Origin of the sequence: Gandjariella thermophila (genome assembly GCF_005405885.1) — a bacterium.
GTDB classification, from domain to species: Bacteria; Actinomycetota; Actinomycetes; order Mycobacteriales; family Pseudonocardiaceae; genus Gandjariella; species Gandjariella thermophila.
In genome coordinates this window covers 79,659-99,662 of the sequence record NZ_BJFL01000022.1, presented here as the reverse complement: position 1 = coordinate 99,662, position 20,004 = coordinate 79,659, and the positions used below count along the sequence as shown (strand labels likewise).

The following is a 20,004-nucleotide window of genomic DNA, read 5'->3' as shown; positions in this document are numbered from 1 at the left end:
AGCTGTAGCGGCGGATCACCTGACCCGCGGCGGTGACGGTGTCGGTGCGGCCGAACGGGTCGTAGTTGTAGCGCGCGGTACTCCCACTGGTGGTGGCGGTCAGCAGGCGGTTGCGGTCGTAGACGTAGCTGGTGCTGGTGCCGCCGATGGTTTGGGCGGTGATGTTGCCGGCGAGGTCGTAGGTGTAGGACTGGTTGTTGTTGCCGTCGGAGTTGGTAACGGTCTGAACCTTGTCCGCCGGGGTGTAGGTGTTGGTGGCGGTGCGGTTCAGCGTGGCGGCATGGTTGTCGGCGTTCTGGGTGACCGAGACGTCCTGGGTCTGATTGCCGTTCGGGTCGTAGGTGTAGGTGTGCTGGGCGACCACCGTGCCGCCGGAAGTCTTCTCCACCGAGGTGGCGATGGAGTCGTCCAGGTTGTAGGTGAACGTGACGACGTTGCCGTTGCCCTTGGTCTGGGTCGCCACCTTCTTCGTCGCGGTGTAGGTGTAGCTGGTGGTCTTACCGGTGTCGCTGGCGGTTTCCTTGTTGACGACCTGGGTGAGCAGGTTGCGGACGTCGTAGCTGTAGGTGGCGCTGGATGCGTCGTGGGTTTCGCTGAGCGGGTTGCCGGCGTTGTCGTAGCTGAAGCCGGTGGTGTGCTTGACGGTGCCGGAGAGCTTCTCCTGCAGCTGGGTCAGCCGGTTCAGCCCGTCGTAGGTGTAGGCGTAGTCGTTGAACTGGGCGTTGGGTGAGTTGTCGGCGACGTCGGTGACGTTGCCGTTCGGGTCGTAGCTGTAGCTGAACGACTCCGGGTTGGGTTGGGTGTCACCGGAGTTGTTGCGGACCACCTTGACCGCGTCCGCGACGACCGTGCCGCCGGAGTTCTGCGCCAGGGAGATGGCCTGGCCGGTGCCGGCCTGGGTGAAGGCGTAGGAGCCGAGGGAGACCCAGGTGCCGGTGTTGGTGGTCTGGTTGACGGTCTGGGTGGCCTGCCCGCCGCTGTAGTTGATGGTGTACTGCGCACCGGTCGCGGCGCCGGTCACGGCCGGGTACCACACGTAGACCTGGTAGGTGCCGTCTTCGGGGATGTTGAGGTTCCAGGTGAACGAGTCGGTTCCGGCACCGGCGGCGTGGGTTTGGTAGTTGTACCCGTTGTATCCGCTGCCGGTGGTGGACGCGGTCCAGGTGCCGGTGGAGCTGACGTTCTGGGTGTCGGAGTTGTCGACCATCTCCACCTGCAGGCCGACCGGGACGCCATTGTCGGTGCGGCTCTGCAGCTTGCCGTCCGGGTAGTAGCCCCAGCCCTGGGTGCGCGACGACGAGCCGCCGGCGGAGGTGATGGTGCGGGAGGTCTGCTTGCCCAGGGCGTTGTAGTCGTAGGAGGTGGTGATGGACCAGGGGTCGGTGGAGGTCTTGGTCCAGCCGTTGTCCCAGTAGGTGTAGTTGGTGACCGCGCGGACGTTGCTGCCACCGGAGGCGGGGGCGCTGACCTGGGTCAGCCGGCCGGCGGCGTCGTAGCTGTAGTCGGTTTCCGGCGCGGTGTTGTAGGTCGGGTCGTTCGGGTTGTAGGCGCCGAACTCGGCGATCTTGCGGTTGTCCGCGTCGTAGCTGGTTTTGACCGTGTACGCGTTGGCGATGCCGGAGGCTACGCCGCGCGGGGAGATGATCGCGGTGCGGTTGCCGACCTGGTCGTAGGTGTACTGGGTGGTGTTGTAGGTGATGGTGCCGCCGGAGCTGGTGTGCGGCACCTGCACCTGGGTGAGGTGGCCGTCGGCGTCGTTGGTGTAGCGGGTGGTGTTGCCGTTGGCGTCGGTGGTGGAGACCTTCGCACCGTCCGGGTCGTAGGCGGTCGTGGTGGTGTGGTTGGCCGGGTCGGTGACCGTGGTGGGTCGGTGGTCCAGGTCGTAGGCGGTCGTGGTGGTGTGGTTGAGCGGGTCGGTGACGGAGATCTTGTTGCCGACGTTGTCGTACGCCATCGTGGTGCGGTTGTTCAGCGCGTCGGTGACCGTCGTCGGCTGGTTCATCGCGTCGTAGCCGATGGTGGTGGTGTACGAGCCGGGTGGCGCGCCGGGAACGTTGCCGTTCGGGGTGGTCACCGTCAGCCGGTTGCCGACCGCGTCGTAGGTGTACGTGGTGGTGCGCGTCGGCGCGGAGGTGGTGTCCTTCGGCAGGGTGGACGAGGTGGCCCGGTCGTCGGCGTCGTAGACCGCGGTGGACACCGCCCCGTTGGGCGCCGTCTTCTGGGTGATGTTGTCGTTGGCGTCGTACACCGGGGCGGGGGTGGTGATGTAGACGCCGTTCGCCTGGTCCTTGGGGGTGCTGCCGTCCAGCGGGCGCAGGAACGTGTCGTAGTTCTGCGTGGTGGTGTGCCCGAGGGCGTCGGTGACCGAGGTGACCTCACCGCGCGGCCCGTACACCGCGGTCGAGGCGTGGTTCAGCGCGTCCGTGGTGGTCTTCGGGTAGCCGCTCGGGTCGTAGTTGGCGTACGTGGTGGTGTGGTTGTTGGCGTCGGTGACCGTGAGCAGGTCACCGACGGTGTCGTAGGTGTAGGTGGTGGTGTAGCCGGAGCCCGCGGCGGTGCCGTTGGGGTCCTGCACCGAGGTGAGGTTGCCGTTGGCGTCGTAGCCGAAGTGCCAGTGCCGGCCGGCGGCGCTGACCTTGTCGGTGATGTCGGCGACGTGCCCGTTCAACGAGGTTTGGTACGTGTACGTCGTGGCGGCGGTGTTGTCGTGGTTGGCCTGCGCGTCCTTGTGTGTCAGCGGGTAGCCGGTGTTGGGGTCGTAGGTCCACGTGGTGACGGCGCCGTTGGCCTCGGTCAGTGAGGTGACGTTGTTGTCGCCGTCCCAGACCAGGCTGGTGGTTTCGTTGAGCGGGTCGACGGCCTGCAGCAGCCGGCCGGTGCCGTCGATCTGGTAGTTGTACGCGTGGTTGTTGGCGTCGGTGACGGTGGTCTTGATCGCCGCATTGGTGATGGTGCCGGGTTCGGTGTAGGCGAAGCCCGTGGTGTGGTTCAGCCGGTCGGTGACGTTCTGCGTCCACCAGTGGAACTTCGGGTCGGTGACCGGGTCGTAGTAGGAGACGTGGGTGTTGTTGCCGCGCGGGTCGGTGACCTGGACCAGCTTGACGTTCTTCATGCCCTGCGTGGCGTCGTAGGCGAAGTTGAACGTCTTGGCGATACTGGTGCCCGCGCCGTCGACCATGCGGGCCAGCAGCCCGTTGGTGGTGTAGAGGAAGTCGATCTCACGTCCGGAGATGTCCGTGATGGACTTGACGTGGTCGATGATCTTCGGGTTGGTGAGGTTGGTGCCCGAGGCGAGGTTGCCGTTGGAGTCGATGTAGTTGTAGTTGTCGCCCTTGGTGAAGTAGGTGACGGTCAGGGTGCGCCGGCCGGTCGGGTCGGTGATGTAGGCGAGGAACTCCTCGGGCTTGTTCTCCGACTTCCGGTCGCTGTAAGTGAAGTCGGCCTCGTTGCCGTTCTTGTCCACCATGGAGGTCGGGAAACCCTCGCAGTCGTAGAAGAACTGGGTGCGGTCCGGGCTGGTCATCTCCCAGGCGCGGGCGTTGGTGACCCGCGGCCCGCACGAGGCGAGCTGTTGCAGGTACAGGTGCACCCCGGCCGGGGCGGTCCAGGTGCTGGTGGTGGAGTTCCAGGTGAAGACGTGGCTGGTGCCGTCGCCGTCGACGAAGGTGATCTCGGTCGGGTTCGGGTTGGGGTGGAAGTCCAGCGGCGTGCCCAACCGGGTGGGCGTGGACAGTTGCACCGACCAGCCGAACCCGGCCGTGGAGTCGGTGGTGTCCAACGAGTTGTACGACATGCGGGCGAACGTGGCGAACCCGCGGGAGGGGTTGGAGAACGCGTTGTAGTTCCACACCGTGTTGCCGGAGGCGTCGTTGGTGTAGAGCGCCGAGCCGGCTCCGGTGTCGGTGTGGGTGTACTGGTAGAAGCTTTCCAGGCCGAGTTGGTTGGACCCGGACTGTTCCACGCCCACGGCCTGGTTCAGCGACCCGATGCCGCCGGTCTGGGACGACAGGTAGGTGCCGGTGGACGTGTTGAGCATGTCCCAGGACAGGGTGTACTGGCCCTTGTCGTTGGTGTCTGCTGGCGTCGGTGGGGTGACCTGCGCGTTGACCGTCTGCTGCGACCCCGGTGCCATGTCCGCCGGCAGCGCGGTCTGCAGCTGGTTAGTGGTGTTGGTGACGTCGGTGCCGTCGGGCAGCGTCCAGTGGTAGGTCAGCTTCTCGCTCGCCGCCGACCAGGTGGAGCCGGTGGTGTTGTTGATCGTCACCGGCACCGTGTACGTGGTGCCGGGCACCGTCTTGGCCGGCGTGCTGGGCGCGTAGTAGGTGTTCTCGGTGGTCGGGTCTAGGTAGGTGACCACCAGCGTCGGCGCCAGCAGCGGCTCGGCGGTGTTGGTGCCGGCGAACAGGGTCCGCTCCTGCGGCGCCGTCGGCGACTCGTCGGCCAGCTTCACCTCGAGCCCGTCGTTGGACGCCGGATTGTTGACCCAGCCCTGCACGATCGCGGTGGCGTCGAAGTTCTGCCGGTTCGGGTCGTTGGTCAACCCGGAGACCGTGCCGTCCGCGGTCGCGTTGTAGTCCCCGCCCGGTGTCGTCCACGCCGTGGTCGAGGTGGCGTTGTTCCACGTCGCCTGGGAGATGGTGGGCGCCCGGGTCAACGCGTGCAGTTCGTACACCGCCCCCGAGGTGTCCGTGTGCGTCTCGAACTGCCACAACCGCAGGTAGGCGTCCATCACCGTGGCGTTCGCCGGGATCGTCGACGGCAACGCGCCGAAGTTGAACACCGCCCGCGCCGTGCCGTAGGTGCCGGAGTTGTCGCCCACCTCCAGCCACGGCTGCTGCAACCCGGAGTCGGACAGCGTGCCCAGCACCGTGTTCGGCTGCGCCGAGGACAGCGTCGTGGCCGCCCCCTGCCGCATGATGACCGTGGTCAGCCCGGCCTTGGGCAGCCGCGCCAACTGGGTCGGCCCCGGGATCAGCGCACCGGACGCGGTCTTCACCGCGACCATGTAGTAGTAGGCGTTGCCGTAGGGGTCGCTGGAACTGGTCGGCGTGGGCTGCGCGGTGGAGTCCACGAAGCTCGTCGTGCCGGAGGCGACCGGAGCCACCTCGGTGGACGCGTCCGGGGTGAACGTCTGGTACACGCTGCGGTGCACCTGGTACTCGACCAGGTCGTTGCCCGAGTCGCCGGTGGTGTTGGTGTAGGCGGGCCAGGACAGCTCAGCCCCCGTGGCGTGGATGACCGTCGGCGGGTTCACCGACACGCCCGGCACCCCGTAGGTGATCACGAGTTCCGGGTAGTTCACCGTCTCCCCGCCGTAGCCGAGGATAGACGCCTCATACCGCGGACCGCCCTGCCCCAGCGTGGCCTCGTCCGCCGCCTTGACCACGAACCCGTAGTTCGGCGAGGTGCCGTTGAGCCAGCCCTGCACCGTCGAGGTGACCGGGTAGGTGTTCCACACGCCGCGCACGCCGGCCTGCTTGGTGGTCGACCCGGCCAGCGCTCCCGTGATGCCGTTCGCACTGTTCCACGTGGCCGTCGTCGGATCCCAGGCGGCGGTCGCCGCGTGCGCTTCCAACGCCACGTTGTTGGCACCCGTGGTGAAGTACTGGTCGTAGTACAGCTTCAGCGACGCCGAGGTGATCGTCGTGCCGGCCGGCGCCGACGGCATCGGGAACTTGATCAGCGCACGGGCCGCACCCGTCGACGTCGTCCCCACCGACAACCGCCAACTGGTGTCGAAATTGGACGATGGCGAGTCCTGCAGGATCATCACGTTCGCGGCGTCGGTGGGGGTCGGCGCGACCGCGATCGTCGGGTCGATGGTCACCGGGTACTGGCGGTCCTTCGCCGCCAGCCACGCCGCATCCGGGGTCACCGTCACGTGCAGCACGCCGGTCTTGGCGTCCCACACCATGTGCTGCGCGACCTTCGTCGAGTACGCCACCCCGTACGGCGAGTCCGCGTCCGCGTGCGCGTCCGACATGTACGGCGCCGGAATCACGAACGCCGGGTGGTCGGACTCGGTGCCGTAGAACGCGATCGACCCGTCGCCGCGCTGCTTCGGGGTCAACCCGCCCAGCGTCAGCGTGAACCCGTAGGAGGCGCCCGGGGCGGGCGGCTTGGTGAGGACGATCCGCTCCTTCACCCCGGACGCCCCCACCTGGTACGCCAGATCCGCGCCACCCAGCGCGCCCGGATACCTCACCGTGTCACCGGACACGCTCGGCGCGTCCGCGCGGGCACCGTCCACACCCACCTGCACGAACGCGCTGCCCTGCTCCACGCGCACCAGCGACGACGCCGACGACGAGAAGTACGTGTGGAACGCGTTCGCCTCACTGCCCAACGTGAAACCAGCGCCATGACTAACCGGACCGACCGACGTGCCGATCGGCTGCCACTGGCCGCGGGCGTCCCGGTAGTGCATCGGCGCCGCCGACACCACCTCCTGCACCCGACCGTCGGACAGCCGGTAGGACGTGGAGTTCGCCGTGCGCCGCTCCGGCAACTCCCCCACCGGATGTGCGTTCGGATCGATGCGCACACCCGGCGGGGTGTGCCCCTTCGGCGGCGACCAGGTGAACGTCGTCGGCTTCGGATCCGCCCGGTGCGACCCGCCGGTGAACCAGCCGAACGGGTCCCACCACGCGTGTCCGCCCGAACCGGAGGCGGCGCTCGGCGTGGCGGCCGAGGCCTGCGCGGCCGCGAAAGCCAGCTGCGGCGATCCCGCAACACACAACACGAACACGACAAGCACGGCAGCGATCCGACGCAACTGGCCCATCGAGCAACCCTTCGGTCAGCCGGGCACACGCGGCATTCGCGTGGCTCCACGTCGCTGACCGCAGCGGCGACCGCGGGAGTCACACCCCCATCAACAGAAGTGACCTACATCACCCTGTAGTTCTGTGTTGCCTGCCGCGTCACCCGAATGGGGCATGCGCAGCCGCTGACCAACTCCTTACGGTTCCTTCGCATCGGCTCCGGCCGACCGCGGCGGCAACGATCGATGCGCTCACCACCGGTGCTCCAGGCAGCCCATTCCACCGAACCGGGAGAGGACCATGTCCACATCGGTCCGAAGATGGCCGCCCACATCCACCGCACTCGCCGGCGTCACCCTCGCCCTGCTCCTCGCCGGCTGCGGCGCCTCACCGGATCAGGCCGACAACGTCGCCAAGCGCGGCATCACCTTCGCCGTCGACGGCCAGGGAACCGCCGACATCACCTGGTCCGGCGGCACCGCGTCACACGCCACACTCCCCTGGCACACCACGGTGCAGGAGCCCGTCGGTGCCCACCCGGTGAGCCTGACCGTCGTCCTCGGCCAGCAGGGCGGCCAGGCCACCTGCTCGATCAGCGTCGACGGTCACCGCGTCAGCAGCTCCCTCGCCCAGGGTGCATACGGCCGAGCGACCTGCCACGCGTCCACCACCACAGGCAGCCCCCGACAGCCCGATGCCTGACCGTCGCGACGGTGACCGCGACGGTTCCCCCACACCCGGCCTCGTCGACGCCGCGCTGGACACCGCCGTGACGCGGGCGCGAGCCGGCGACGAAGGCGCCGTCCGTCACCTCTACCGAACCCTGCAACCACGGCTGCTGAACTACCTGCGCGCCATGGTCGGGGAAACCGACGCGGAGGACGTCGCCTCCGAGACATGGAGCCGCATCGCCCGCGACCTGCGTTCCTTCTCCGGCAACGGAAACGACTTCCGCGCCTGGGCCGTCACCATCGCCCGCCACCGCGCCATCGACCACCTCCGACGACGGCGCCCCACCATCCCCCTCGCCCCACAACACCTCCCCCACCAACCCGCCCGCGAGGACACCGAACGCGACGTGCTCAACGCCATCGACACCGCCGCCGCGCTCGCCATCATCGGTGCACTGCCCCCCGACCAGGCCCAGGCCATCCTGCTGCGCGTGGTGGTCGGCCTCGACACCGCAACCTCCGCGCAGGTCCTCGACAAAACTCCCGGCGCCATCCGCACCGCCCTGCACCGAGGATTACGCAACCTCGCCAGACGGCTTCAACCATCCACCTCGGACGCCGGCAACGACGTTGGTGTCCCAGCACAGCTACCATCCGTTCCACCCACACCGACCGGGGCCTGAAAGAAGCCACATGACCGACGACACCCCCCATCAGGACCCCGACCGCATCGACAGCCTCCTCAAGGCAGCAGCGCGCGGCGACCCGGCGACCACGGACTCGCTGGCGGAACTGCTCGCCGCGGCCGCCACACCGGACCGCGAGCGCGCGCTCGCCGGCGAGGAACGCATGCTCGCCGAGTACCAGGCGGCCGCACCACCGACCGCCGGTCCCGCCCGCAACCACCGCGTCCTGCGTGCCACGGTCGCGGCGACGCTCGCCGCACTCTCCCTCTGCGGCATCGCCGCCGCAGCGCAACACCCGCAACCACCCGCGTCCCCCGTGCGCCCCCAACCGCCCTCGGTGTCCGGGGGCGCCACACCCACGCCGCATCGCAGCCCCCAACGGACCACTCCGCCGGCGCCGGGCAATGGCGTCACGACGGAGCCCGGCCAGCGCCCACCGTCCACCGCCGAATTCCCACCGACAACCGTTAGGGCGACCGGGGCGCAGCGCTCACCGCGCCACTCGACGGGCTGGGCCAAGCACGCGGTCGGTGGGCCGGCAAACGGACCGCACCCGAACGGCCCCTGACCAAAAAGGGCACCCGCTGATGCTGTCCTGGGGCGTCATCGCCTACGGCACCGCACTCTCCGCGGCCCTGGCCGTCCTGCTCGTTCTGCTGATCGCCCGCGAACGGCGGCCAGCCATCCTGGCCGCGGTCGCCGCGGGCGCGATCGCCGGGCCAGTTGCCTGGAACGCGATACTGCGGACCACCCACGCGGACCAGTTCTTCACCGACGCCCCCATCGTGGTCTTCCCGATCAGCTGGCAGGACACCGGCTCCGGTGTCTTCGCCCTCGCCGCCGCAGCGCTGATCCTCGGCTTCGGACCGCTACGCACGGCCGCCGGTCACCGGGCGACCTCACTGGCCGGGCTCGCCGCACTTGGTGCTCTCCTGGTCGACATCTACCTCTACTGACGCGCCCAATGACCGGATGGCATCCGTCGCCTGCGATGCCGACGCCACCCTGCTCACCGTGGACCTGACCCAGCGGCCCGGTCGGTGATTCGCGTTCGACGAGTTGCTCAGATGTACGTTGCTGTGGTGGGCGACGACACCTGGGCCAGCTTGGCTGACCACTTTGCCGATGAGGCTTATGCCTCGGTGAAGGGGTACGTGCGCACCTATGTGATGCACCAGCAGCTGCTCGAGCATCTGCCGGCGCCTCCAGCGCCCGTGCTCGATGTCGGCGGCGGCGCCGGCCATCAGTCGTTTCCGCTGGCCCAAGCCGGCTACGACGTGACGTTGCTCGACTCGTCACCGGCGATGCTCGACAAAGCTCGACAGCGGCTCCAGCGGCTGCCGCCTGAGGTCCAGCGGCGGGTGACGCTCGTGCACGCCGACGGCGAGAACGCCGATGAGGCGGTGAATGGTCAACGCTTCGCCGCCGTGTTGTGCCATGGCGTGCTCGGATACCACGAGCAGCCGGAGCCGCTGGTCAACCAGCTGTGCCGCTGCGCTGCTGCCGGCGGCCTCGTCTCGATCATGACGGGCAACGCCAAGGCGATGGCGGTGCGCCCGGCCCTGGAACGGCGCTGGGACGACGCTCTGGCGTCGTTCGACGCCAGAACCGAGATCGGGGTGCTCGGAGTGCCGGGCCGAGCCGACACGGTGGAAGAACTCAGCGAGCTCATGCGCAGCCGCGGCGTGCAGCCACTGTGCTGGTACGGGGTATGGCTCTTTGTCGACTGGCTCGAGTTCAGCGGGGCCGAGCTGGACCCAACCGACTCAAAGCAGGTAGCGGCGACGGCCGCGGTCGAACTCGAAGCCAGTCGGCGAGACCCCTACCGCCAACTCAGCCGCGTCTTTCATCTCGTCGGACGCAAAGGTCCGAGCTGACGGGACAACAGCAGCCAAGTACTGACGCCGGTGTGCGCTTGGCTGCCGAGGAGGGCCACGAACTGGGAAAACCGGGCGTCAACCGCGGCCGGACCGGCCTCGGCTTTTCGCGCGGACGTGGATGCGCTCGCCCTGCGGACCGAACAGGATGAGGATCTCCACCGGCGCCTGCAGGCCGCCAGGCCGCTGGGTCAGCGGCACCATCGTCCGGTCATCGTGCCGGATCGTGTGCCGTGCTGCGTCCAGGGGCTGATGATCTGGATCGGGGCACGGTGGCCGTCGACGTGGTCGACACCGCCCTGGGAGTCGTCCTCGACCACGAAGAGCGCCGAGTCCTTCCAGTACGGGCTGTGCGAGATCTCGTCGACGATCTTGCCGGTGGCGAGGTCGTTGTCCGCGACCTCGACACCTACCTGCTCTTCAGGAACTACTCGGCGGCACGCGGGTAGCGACACGACCATATGACGAACATGAGTTAATCAAAATGTGCGCTGGTGGCAGGCCTTGGCCGTCGCGGCGTGACGAATCCCGGATCGGGCGTCTCGCGGTGAACGGCCGTGGCGCCCGACCGGTCCACCGCGAACCCGTACCAGCACCCTCCTCGGTTGGATTGGTCGCCCGCTGCGGCGGGATGGTCATTCCTTTCTCGGAGCGGGTAGCCGATGTCGTCGACGAAGCAGGCTGTCGAGCGCATATGGCCCGGGACCCAGCACCGCGATCAGCAGAAACACCCAGGCGTACAGGGCAGCCAGTTCGCCGTGGTTCTGCAGGGGCAGCACGCCGAGCGGCTGATGGACGGTGAAGTACGCGAAGGCCATCTCCCCCGAACTGAGCAGCGCCGCCGGCACGGTGAACAGGCCGACCAGCACCAGGCCACCCGCCACCAGGTGGATCAGACCCGCCCACCACTGTGGCCACGCCCCGACGGGAGCCGTCGATCCCGGCCTGCCATAGGCGCCGCCGAGCGCTCCGAAGAGGATCGCGACTCCATGGCAGAGAAAGAGGAAAGAAACGACGATCCGAACGGCGGACAGGATCGCCCCGCCTGCCCGGTCCATCGGACGCCGGATCATCGGAGGCCGCCGCTCAACCCCCGCTCTCTCGGTCGTCGCCCGACCAGCGACGTGGACAGGAAACACTTTCATGATAACTCCTCCCTGGCCACGCTGGCTCCTACCCCACCGTAAGACCAACGTTCGTTTCCGAAAAGGTGCGGATCGGTGGCGCACCCGGAGGTCGCCCCGAAAGGGGGGCGAAGGTCCCGTGCCACGTGGACCGATCGGCCGACCCGGTCACGCCATGTCGCCGAAGAGCCGGCATCTTCTGGAGCCTGCCCAAAGTACGAGAAATTCGGGATACCGGTTCGAGCCGCGCCAGAACGCGGCGGCCGACGCTTTTACGTACCACTCATGGGTGTGGTAATACGCGAACGGTTTTTGTTTGGGCGTGGTGGGTGCCGGTTCCGCGGCCGGTTGCCCGGAAACGGCGGGCAGGTGGTGCGCCGCCTGGGGCCGGGCCGGCGGTTCGGGGCCGCGCGGGCGATCGGCCACCTCACCCGACGCGGCGGCGCCAGGATGGTGCCCCGCCACCCGCACCGCCGCTCGCCTGGTCGCCAGCGCCGGCGTGATCATCGCTATAGCAACGCTCAAGCGTGACGCACGCCCTGCCGAGGTAAAGCCGCAGGACATCCGTCAGCGCCGCTCACGTTCAGTTGCTTCCACCCCTGCCGAATTGCGACAAATGGTGCCAGGTTGAATCTGAAAACAACTCACCGTAGATTTCCGGCGCTGCGGGTGAAAAGCAGGTCCGGCCGATGTTGGACGTGACCGTGTCCCTGACGTAATATGCGGCGCGATCGACGCCACGACCAGGAGCGACGCCGTTGGAATGGGTTCGTCCAGTTTAGGCGCGACCTCGTCGACATCGCGCCCGCGATCACCGCCGCGGCGGCGCGACCGGTATTTCTCCCAGTACCGTCCCTCTCCGTCGGTTGGCCAGGAGGTGCCTCGTCGATGCTCGTGCCGCTCATTCTCGGATTCGTAGGTTCGTACGCGGCGGCGGATGTGATCGCCACGCTGTTGAATGTCGCCAACCCACTCCTCGTCACCCTGGTCGTGGGTACCCTCTTTTTTGCCGTTATCGTGCTGCTGACCAGACGTCGGCGCCACCCGTAGCTACCGACTCCGCGCGGTCGCGCGCGCCGGTACCGAGCGGGCCATCCGTGCCACTGCGACCCGCGGTGTGAGCGCTTACCCTGCCACCCAACGGGGGTCGTTCCCCGCAATACGAACGGTGCGGACAGGAACTCTCGATCGGGCGTGAGCGTGAGGTGTGTGTTCTGGGCAGTGGCGCCCTCGTATGCGGGCCGGCGGACCGCTTCGCTCCGGGAGCGTCGGGCTGGCCACAGTTGCCGCGGCTGCGCCGGTGCCTGCGCACCGGTTCCCGGCAGACACCGCCCGGCCGTGCCGGGCACCCGGTCAGTCCGCCTCAGGGTGCAGGGCGTCCGCGAGGGACGGCACGACTTCGAGAACCGCGTCGAGACCCGTCAGGGTCAGCGGTCGCAGCACCGGGCGGTGGCTGGCCACCACCCGCAGCCGGTGCCCGTGCTGGTGGCAGCGCTGCTGTACCCGCACCATGGCGCCCAGGCCGGCGGCGTCGAGGAAGGACACGTCGAGCAGGTCCACCACCACGGCCGCCTCCGGACCGGCCTGCGCGCAGGCCTGCTCGAGCTGCCGTTCCAGCTGGGCGGCGGTGGTCATGTCCACCTCGCCGGAGACGCGGACCACCAGGGCATGGTCGGGGCTGTCGTTTCGGATGTGCAGGGCACTTCCCATCGTGATGCCACCTTGTCGGCGCCTGTCGGCTCGGCACGGGTCGCCTTTGGCGGAAACCCATCAACCGGGCCCTCGCAACGCGGAACGGGACTCGGTGTCCGCCGAGGCTCCCGTGGTCGAGCCGTTTCTGGTGCGTCCGCCTCCGACCGTACCTATCCCCGGCAAACCGACCCGGCGCTCCGGCGAGCATGATCGATCAAGTTGTCAGCGTTCTGACGCCGGCCCGGTGCCCGCTCCCGCCCGACCGCGGTCGTCCACCGACCGCTACAGGTTGAAGGCGATGGAGCGCAGCACCAGCGCGACGAGGAACACCGCGGTGAACGCCAGGTCGATCGACAGCCCACCGACCCGCACCGGCCGCAGGACCCGGCGTACCGGTGCGATCACGGGTTCCGTCCCAGCGCGGGCCAGCGCCCGGGCCCGGCTCATCCACGCCGGACCGCTGGTCACCACACCCGCCCAGTCCAGCACCAGCCGGGCGAGCAGCAGCACGACGAACGCTGTCAGGACGTAGCCGAGTACGGTTCCGATGAGGCTCATGGCGCACTCCTTCGTGCTGGCCACGCTACTCCGTGGACGGCGGTCGCCGGGGGCGACCGCGGTCGGTCCCGGCGTCCGGCCCGCGGCGGTGCTGGTCCCGCTCGGTCGCGGACAGCCGGGCGAGCATCGCGTTGTAGGCGCGCAGCGCCTCCTCGTCCTCGTCGATGTCGGCGGTGCCGGCAGGCGCGGTGTCGCGGTCCGCGCCGGCTCCTTCTCCCGCCCCGGTGCCGAGCAGCGCGGACCGCCGGGCCGCCTCCAGCCAGGGTCCGAGATCGCCGCCCTCGGAGGACCGCAGCCACGCCGCGATCACCACGATGGCCAGCGCGGTCATCAACCCGTCGCCGCCGACCCACATCAGCGCGCCGCCCCAGTGCAGGTCGGTGAGCGGATCGGGGCCCCAGGTACGCGCCATCTCGGCGTAGGCGGGGAAGGGCTCGTGCGTGGTCATCAGCAGGGTGACGCCGACCACGGTGTCCACCACCATGCCCACCAGCAGCAACACCACCCGCATCAGGTAGGGGAACCGGCGCGGCAGCGGCCCGTCGCCGAGCACCAGCAGGGCCAGGAGATAGCCGCTGGCCAGGTACAGGACCTCCTCCGCCGGGTGCAGCGCCGGGACGGTCATGGCGCCCTGCTGGAAGCCGGTCAGGTGGGTGCCGAAGACCACGACGGCGTAGCAGACGAACACGACCAGCGGGTGGGTCACCACCGTGACGACGCGGCTCCGCCCGGCTCGGCGCAGCAGGTCGCGCGGCCGTCCCGTGGTCGTGCGGCGCAGCAACTCCAGCGGGTGCCCGAGGACCAGCAGGATCGGTGCCACCGCGATCAGGGCCAGGTGCTGGACCATGTGCATCACGAACAGCACGTGGCTGTACACCCCGACGCTGCCGCCCACCGCGACGGCGGTCACCAGCAGCCCGGCGAGGAAGGACACCGTGTTGGGCCACGGCCACCGCGCGGCCCTGGTCACGCCCCACAGGTAGAGCGCGGCGGCCAGCACGAGAAGAACCGCCGCGGGAAGCGGCATGTCCCACACCGTCAGGGCGGCGCGCCAGGTCAGTGGTTCGGCACCCGACATCGCTTCTCAGTCCTCTGTGGAACGCACCGCGGCTCGCACCCGACAACCGGATGGCGGCGGTGCCACCGCCATCCTCCCACCCGGAAAGGGTTGCACGCGCCATCGGGGTACGCAGCGGGCGCGGCGCGGGCACGGGCGCCGGCCGCCTGGCGGTTGGGTCACGGGTGGCCGGGCGAGGTGTCCGCGGGCGGGGCATGGGCGCCGGCGACCGCGACGGCCACGAGGGCGAGCAGCACGGCGAGTCCGGCCAGGCCGGCGCCCAGCGACAGCCCGGCCGCGAGCATGCCCACGACCAGCGGGCCGCCCGCGTCGCCGAGTTCACGGCCCACCTCGGCGGCGCCCATGGTCTGGCCCAGCCGCTCGGTGGGTGTGGTGGCGGCCAGGTGCGCGAATCCGAGCGGGGTGGCCACGCCGGTGCCGACGCCGACGAGCACGGCGGCGGTGAAGATCCCGCCCGCGCCCGGCAACACCGCCGCGGCGGCCAGCCCGGCCGCGGCGAGCCCCAGCCCGGCGGCCATGCCGGCGCCGTCGGGAAGGCGGCCGGCGTCGCGGGCACGCCCCGCCCTGGGCTGCACCAGGGCGGCGCACGCGGCCAGCAGCGACACCGCCCCACCAGTGGCCAGCGGCCCGAGCCCGGCGTCGATACCGGCCACCGGCAGGAACCCGACGCCCACCGCCAGCGCGGCGGTCACCGCGGCGAGGGCCGCGGTGGGCCGCAGGAAGCTGCCCCGGCCCAGCCGGCGCGCCAGCGCGAGCACGGTCTGCCGGGTGCGGGGCAGCGGCGGCGCGGCCGGCACCGCCCGCAGTGCCCAGCCGGCGACCGCCAGGGCCAGCACCGCGAGGGTGCCGAACAGCAGGGTGAACCCGCCGAGGGTGATCAGCACCCCGCCGCCGAGCGGGCCGAGCGTGTAGCCGAGCCCCTTCCAGGCGCCGTAGCCGCCGAACGCGCGGCCGTGCCGGATACCGGGCGAGAGCCGGGCGACCAGCGCGCCGGCGGCCGGGGAGAACGCCGCGGCGGCCGCGCCCTGCCCGAGCCGAGCCACGCCGACCAGCGCGGGGCTACCGGCGAGCACGAACGCGGCGGAGGCGGCGGCGAAGGCCAGCAGCCCACCCAGCAGCACCGGCCGCGGTCCGATCCGGTCGGCCAGCGCCCCGAACACCGGTTTGAGCAGCACTTCCGCACCGTCGTAAGCGGCCAGCAGCACGCCGAGCGCGAGCAGCGAGGCGTGCGGTCCGCCGGTGTAGGCGCCCAGGCTGGCGGCGATGCTGTGCGCGCCGAACGCGGTCACGAACCCGGCCGCGTACAGCGGCAGCAGCCGCGCGCGCCCGGCCGTTCTCGCGGCGACCCCCTCGGAGCGACCTTCGGAGCCGGGGGTGCGGGCAGGGCGCCGTTCGGAGACGTTCGAGACGCCTTCCGGGGCGCTTTCGGGGCTGGAACGCCCGGAGGAGTCGGCGGTCATCGGCTCACCTTCTCCGCGACTCAGCGGGCGACACGCGGGACGTCGACCGCCCCACGATAGGCGACGCGGCGGCGCGCCGGCGCGGGCAGGAGCGCCACGGCGGCGCCCGCCGGCCGCCGGTTCCGGTAGTGTTGCCCCGTTTCCAGCGGCGGCCCCGGGGAGGTGAGACCCATGACCGCACGGTCGGACCGGGTGCTCTCCCCGCACGGCGGCGCGGCATAGTCACCCCCGCGGCGTTCCCGTGCCAGCCTCCCCACCTTCTTCGCCGTCCACGCCGCCGACCCGGGCTTCCGCCGTCGGCAGGCTGCGGGCCGCCGGCTGCGTGTTCGCCGAGGACGAGGCCGCGCTGCTCGTCGCCGCGGCCCGCACCGCGGCCGAGCTTGACGCCCTGGTGGAGCGGCGGGTCGCCGGCGAACCGTTGGAGCACGTGCTCGGGTGGGCGGAGTTCTGCGGCCTGCGGATCGCCGTGGACGCCGGTGTGTTCGTCCCCCGCCGGCGCACCGAGTTCCTGGTCCGCCTGGCCGTTGACCTCGCGGCGCCGGGCGCCGTCGCCGTCGACCTGTGCTGCGGCTCGGGCGCGGTCGGTGCCGCGCTGGCCGCCGCCCTGGGCCGCGTCGAGCTGCACGCGGTCGATGTCGAGCCCGCGGCGGTGGCGTGCGCCCGCCGGAACCTCGCCCCCGCCGGGGGCCGGGTCTACCAGGGCGACCTGACCGAACCACTGCCGGCCACGCTGCGCGGCCGGGTCGACGTGCTGGTGGCCAACGTGCCCTACGTGCCCACCGAGGCGATCGGGCTGATGCCGCCCGAGGCGCGGGTGCACGAACCGCGGGCGGCCCTCGACGGCGGGCCGGACGGGTTGGACGTGCTGCGCCGGGTGGCCGCGGCGGCGCCACGGTGGCTGGCGCCGGGCGGTCACCTGCTGATCGAGACCGGCGAACGGCAGGCACCCGCCGCCCTCGCCGCCTTCGCCGCGCACGACCTGGCGCCTCGGGTGGCTCACTCCGACGCGGTGGGCGCCACCGTGGTGATCGGCACCCGGCCGGTCGGAAGCGCCGGCGCTTGTGGCTCCGCCGGGTCAGCGCCGTCGTGATCGCGGCGCACTTCGGGCCGTCGCCGGCACCCCGGACGACTGTGTGCGCGGGCTGCGCGAGGTGGCCGAGGCCGGCGCGGAGATGATCCTGCTCAACCCGCTTTTCGACGAGGCTGAGCAGATGGAACGGCTGGCCGCCGAGGTGCTCCCGCACCTCTCCTGACTCCCCGCGCGCCCGTTCCGCGCCAGCCGACCGGGTGGCGCTCCGCGGGCGCCGGTGGTCATCCGGCTGCTACCGTCGCCGCCGGGTAGGGAGGAGACGGGGGTGCGGATGCGTCGGCAGTGGTTGGCCGGGCTTGCCGTGGTGACCGTCGTGGCCGCGTCCGCCGGATGCCAGCCCACCGGCACCGGGACCGACGCCGGCCGGACCGGCGCCGTGCCGCCCGCCGCGTCGCCCGCTCCGGCGAGTCCCGGCCCGGCCGGGCCGGCGTTGCCCGCCGAGGCGGACCCGGCGCGGTTCGCCACTCAGGTCGTCGCGCGCGCCCACCAGGCCGGGATCAACCCGACGTTGCTGATGGCGATCCTCTACAACGAGTCGTACAAGCCGCACGATCCCGGTTCCGAGCGCGCGTGGCTGAACATCAAACCGGACGCCGCGCTCGGCGTCGCCAACATGCACAGGGCCACGTACGACCAGACCAGGCGCGGGCGCGACTTCGCCAACCGGGACTGGCAGGAGCTGCCCGACGACCCGGATCTCGCCATCGAGGCGGCCGCGTGGTACCTGCACGACCTGGCCAACGAGTTGCCCGCGAAATCGCCCGGTACCTACACGAGGGACGAGTTGCTCGCCCTCGGCTACAACGCAGGCGTCGGCAACATGCGGGCATTCGCCCGCGGCGTGCCACCGGGTGCGCAGGCACAGTCCTATCTGGACCGGCTGCGCGCGAACTGGCCGGCCGCCGAGCACGCCGTGAAGCGCTCGTCGTGACGCCTCGCGCCGCGCCCGGTGCGGGCCCGGACGCGCCGGCCGGTCACGCCGCGTGCCGTGCGCCCGCCGCGCGAGCGGTGCCGCCCCGCGCTGCCGACGGCTCGGACGATTCGGGTGCCCGGAAACACCCGTCGTCGCCCTTGACCGCGGCAACCCGGTAGGCCGCGGACCCGCCGGCGAAGTTCTGCTCCACCTGCTGCGCCTCGCTCGGGTGCGGCGTGGTGCTCCGGCACGAGGTCGGCGAGCTGTGCCCGGACATCAGGTAGTCGCACCGGCCGTTGCGGTTGTCGGGCAGGCCGAGGATATGGCCGAACTCGTGTGCCGCGATTCGGGGCGGGTAGAAGCCCTCGCTCACCGCCTCGCGTCCCATGTAGACGGTGCCGGCGCCGAGGCCGCTCGGTTCGGTGCGTGGCCATCCGTCGTCGGCCAGCACGGTCACCTGCGCCTGGCCTGGGCCGGCCGGCCGTAACTGGACGTTGTGCACGGCCGCGTTCCACGCCTGTGCGCCCTCGTCCACGGCCTGCTTGAACTCCGCCGCGCCGCTGGCGTCGTAGTACACGATCCGCGCGGCGTGCGGGGACGGCGGCGCCGCTTCGGCGCTCGGCTCGGCGATCGCCCCGCCCAGCAACGGAAGCACCAACGTGATCACGGCGCCGGCGATCCGGCCGACCCTTCCACCGAGCATGGCGCTCTCCCTGGCTCGACGAGACGGAGACGTCTCCTGGCTTGCCGCCGATTTCCCTGGCCCCGTCGAGAGGTACCAGCACGCGCGGCCCGCCGACCACGTCCGTTCGTCGGCCTCCCGCCCGACGACCGTCGCCGTCCGATCCGCGCCGCGCGGCGCCGGCGGAGGGCTGACCCTCGGTGCGAGCTAGTGGTCCGCAGGGTTCCGCTGGCTCGGAACGTCTTCGGTACGCGAGACGTAGCGGGACACGGCCACCGCGATGGTGCCCAGCGCGCCCGCCCAGCGGTGCAGTTCGTCGCCCGGCACCCTGATGCCGTCGCTGGCGCACGCCTCACCGAGCATGGTGCCGGCCACCTGCGCCCACACGGTCGCGGACAGCGGGTCACGCGCAGTCATCAGCGGCTCCGTCCGCTTCGCGCAGGTTCGACTCGCCCGCGAGGAGCGCCGCACGGTAGGCGCTCGCGCTCAGGAAACTCCGCAGTTCACCGGCATGCGCGACGTCGACGTACAGCGGACCGTCCGCCGGGGCGCAGTCGAGCGCGATCGTGCCGCGCTCCGGCCACAGCCGGAGCTTGTGCGGCCGCCCGAACCTGTCGCGGGCCGGGACCTCATAGCAGGTTTCGAGGCCGAACGGGTCGACCGTGGCTCGATCACGGCCCGAAGACCGCTCGAGCCGGACGTGCTCGCCGGGTTGGTCGGGCCTGCCTACCACCATGTGGTCACGCCTCCTCCTGGTACACGGTGAGCTACCCGGCGCGGTCGCAAGGCCGCGGGGTGCGGCGGGGGCGTTGCGCGATCGCTCTGCGGCGTCCATGCCCGCGTCACCGGCGCGAGGGGGCGCGTGACCGGGCCGGCGCCCGGCCCGGGTGCTCCGGTTGCCCGGCGGAAACCGCCAAGACGCGGCGCGGCGCGATGCGACAACATTCCCGACGTCCCGCGATTATTCCGTTCCAGTGCCACATCGTGGGCAGGCAATCGGCTTTTCCAGAGGTGCGGCCATTCGCGCGTTCCCCTTACTACCGCGTTCACCCACCGCCTCGGCAACGACCGCGTACCGATATCCCGGCGCGACGACCGAAGCCTCGGTCGAGCACCGCACACGGTAGCCACGCACGCACATGCGGTCCATGGGCCATTTGCACGGCGGGACCAGATGAGGCAGGCACATCGCACACCCACATCGCGCGGCCGCAGCCCGGGCCAGCACGAACCCCTTCGGCAACCCGATTATCCGCCGGAACGGTTGAAAATTCAGCGGTTTGCCCCGATGGACGGCTCGGGTCGGGCCGGCGCGAGTTCAGAAAGCTTCAGAAGGCTTCAGAAGAGCGCAGAAGAGGGCAGAAGAGGGCAGGCGAGTTCGGCGCGCTTCGGCAAGGCATCGGGCACCC

General features: G+C 70.6%; 20 protein-coding genes. 8 read left to right on the top strand and 12 right to left on the bottom strand.

The window, feature by feature from the left end:
- Nucleotides 1-6,784 (bottom strand): DNRLRE domain-containing protein (locus FFT21_RS19325; protein WP_137815314.1); only part of this gene is annotated, 6,784 nt, incomplete at its 3' end.
- A gap of 280 nt (nt 6,785-7,064) precedes the next feature.
- Between FFT21_RS19325 and FFT21_RS19320 the strand changes: the two genes are divergently transcribed.
- The 5 genes from FFT21_RS19320 to FFT21_RS19300 all read left to right on the top strand — a co-directional run bounded on the left by FFT21_RS19320 (nt 7,065) and on the right by FFT21_RS19300 (nt 9,998).
- A complete protein-coding gene (locus tag FFT21_RS19320) occupies nt 7,065-7,466 on the top strand; it encodes a hypothetical protein (RefSeq protein WP_137815313.1) in 402 nt (133 codons plus the stop codon).
- Nucleotides 7,459-8,118 (top strand): RNA polymerase sigma factor, encoded by a 660-nt coding sequence (locus FFT21_RS19315; protein ID WP_137815312.1) that lies wholly within the window; start codon nt 7,459-7,461, stop codon nt 8,116-8,118. Before FFT21_RS19320 ends, FFT21_RS19315 begins: the two co-directional genes overlap by 8 nt.
- 10 nt (nt 8,119-8,128) lie before the next feature.
- A complete protein-coding gene (locus tag FFT21_RS19310) occupies nt 8,129-8,689 on the top strand; it encodes a hypothetical protein (protein ID WP_137815311.1) in 561 nt (186 codons plus the stop codon).
- A gap of 19 nt (nt 8,690-8,708) precedes the next feature.
- The gene (locus FFT21_RS19305; RefSeq protein ID WP_137815310.1) at nt 8,709-9,077 is read left to right on the top strand and encodes a hypothetical protein; all 369 of its coding nucleotides are present in this window, start codon (nt 8,709-8,711) and stop codon (nt 9,075-9,077) included.
- A 126-nt stretch (nt 9,078-9,203) separates the two neighbouring features.
- Nucleotides 9,204-9,998: a class I SAM-dependent methyltransferase gene (locus tag FFT21_RS19300; RefSeq protein ID WP_137815309.1), complete on the top strand. Its 795-nt coding sequence runs from the start codon at nt 9,204-9,206 to the stop codon at nt 9,996-9,998.
- Nucleotides 9,999-10,076: 78 nt separating this feature from the next.
- Here the strand turns inward: FFT21_RS19300 and FFT21_RS30350 are convergent, their stop codons facing one another.
- The 4 genes from FFT21_RS30350 to FFT21_RS19285 form a co-directional block, all read right to left on the bottom strand.
- Nucleotides 10,077-10,202, bottom strand: a complete 126-nt coding sequence (locus tag FFT21_RS30350) for a hypothetical protein (protein ID WP_264081654.1) — start codon at nt 10,200-10,202, stop codon at nt 10,077-10,079.
- Nucleotides 10,190-10,459 (bottom strand): alkaline phosphatase family protein, encoded by a 270-nt coding sequence (locus FFT21_RS19295; protein ID WP_225978557.1) that lies wholly within the window; start codon nt 10,457-10,459, stop codon nt 10,190-10,192. Before FFT21_RS19295 ends, FFT21_RS30350 begins: the two co-directional genes overlap by 13 nt.
- A gap of 174 nt (nt 10,460-10,633) precedes the next feature.
- Nucleotides 10,634-11,056, bottom strand: a complete 423-nt coding sequence (locus FFT21_RS19290; protein ID WP_137815307.1) for a DoxX family protein — start codon at nt 11,054-11,056, stop codon at nt 10,634-10,636.
- A 234-nt stretch (nt 11,057-11,290) separates the two neighbouring features.
- The gene (locus tag FFT21_RS19285) at nt 11,291-11,629 is read right to left on the bottom strand and encodes a hypothetical protein (RefSeq protein WP_137815306.1); all 339 of its coding nucleotides are present in this window, start codon (nt 11,627-11,629) and stop codon (nt 11,291-11,293) included.
- Nucleotides 11,630-12,010: 381 nt separating this feature from the next.
- Between FFT21_RS19285 and FFT21_RS28880 the strand changes: the two genes are divergently transcribed.
- Nucleotides 12,011-12,172 carry a hypothetical protein gene (locus tag FFT21_RS28880; RefSeq protein WP_153816562.1) on the top strand — a complete coding sequence of 54 codons (162 nt, stop codon included), beginning with the start codon at nt 12,011-12,013 and terminating at the stop codon, nt 12,170-12,172.
- Nucleotides 12,173-12,475: 303 nt separating this feature from the next.
- Here FFT21_RS28880 and FFT21_RS19280 read toward each other — a convergent pair whose 3' ends face one another.
- From FFT21_RS19280 to FFT21_RS19265, 4 genes are all read right to left on the bottom strand, one after another.
- Nucleotides 12,476-12,832, bottom strand: coding sequence for an STAS domain-containing protein (locus FFT21_RS19280; protein WP_137815305.1), 357 nt, complete (start codon nt 12,830-12,832; stop codon nt 12,476-12,478).
- Between the two features lie 264 nt (nt 12,833-13,096).
- A complete protein-coding gene (locus FFT21_RS19275; RefSeq protein WP_137815304.1) occupies nt 13,097-13,372 on the bottom strand; it encodes a YggT family protein in 276 nt (91 codons plus the stop codon).
- A 25-nt stretch (nt 13,373-13,397) separates the two neighbouring features.
- Complete coding sequence (locus FFT21_RS19270; protein ID WP_137815303.1) at nt 13,398-14,450, bottom strand: cytochrome c oxidase assembly protein; 1,053 nt, start codon at nt 14,448-14,450, stop codon at nt 13,398-13,400.
- A 158-nt stretch (nt 14,451-14,608) separates the two neighbouring features.
- Nucleotides 14,609-15,910 (bottom strand): MFS transporter, encoded by a 1,302-nt coding sequence (locus FFT21_RS19265; RefSeq protein ID WP_137815302.1) that lies wholly within the window; start codon nt 15,908-15,910, stop codon nt 14,609-14,611.
- A 241-nt stretch (nt 15,911-16,151) separates the two neighbouring features.
- Here FFT21_RS19265 and FFT21_RS19260 point away from each other — a divergent pair, with 241 nt between their 5' ends.
- Together FFT21_RS19260 and FFT21_RS19250 are read left to right on the top strand one after the other, a co-directional pair.
- Nucleotides 16,152-17,000, top strand: coding sequence for a putative protein N(5)-glutamine methyltransferase (locus FFT21_RS19260; RefSeq protein WP_137815301.1), 849 nt, complete (start codon nt 16,152-16,154; stop codon nt 16,998-17,000).
- Between the two features lie 271 nt (nt 17,001-17,271).
- Nucleotides 17,272-17,931 carry a transglycosylase SLT domain-containing protein gene (locus tag FFT21_RS19250; protein ID WP_137815321.1) on the top strand — a complete coding sequence of 220 codons (660 nt, stop codon included), beginning with the start codon at nt 17,272-17,274 and terminating at the stop codon, nt 17,929-17,931.
- 43 nt (nt 17,932-17,974) lie between these two features.
- Here the strand turns inward: FFT21_RS19250 and FFT21_RS19245 are convergent, their stop codons facing one another.
- From FFT21_RS19245 to FFT21_RS19235, 3 genes are all read right to left on the bottom strand, one after another.
- Nucleotides 17,975-18,616 carry a snapalysin family zinc-dependent metalloprotease gene (locus FFT21_RS19245; RefSeq protein WP_137815300.1) on the bottom strand — a complete coding sequence of 214 codons (642 nt, stop codon included), beginning with the start codon at nt 18,614-18,616 and terminating at the stop codon, nt 17,975-17,977.
- 186 nt (nt 18,617-18,802) lie between these two features.
- Nucleotides 18,803-19,012: a hypothetical protein gene (locus FFT21_RS19240; RefSeq protein WP_137815299.1), complete on the bottom strand. Its 210-nt coding sequence runs from the start codon at nt 19,010-19,012 to the stop codon at nt 18,803-18,805.
- On the bottom strand, nt 18,999-19,331 hold the full coding sequence (locus tag FFT21_RS19235; protein ID WP_137815298.1) for a hypothetical protein: 333 nt from the start codon (nt 19,329-19,331) through the stop codon (nt 18,999-19,001). Before FFT21_RS19235 ends, FFT21_RS19240 begins: the two co-directional genes overlap by 14 nt.
- Between the last annotated feature and the right edge of the window lie 673 nt (nt 19,332-20,004).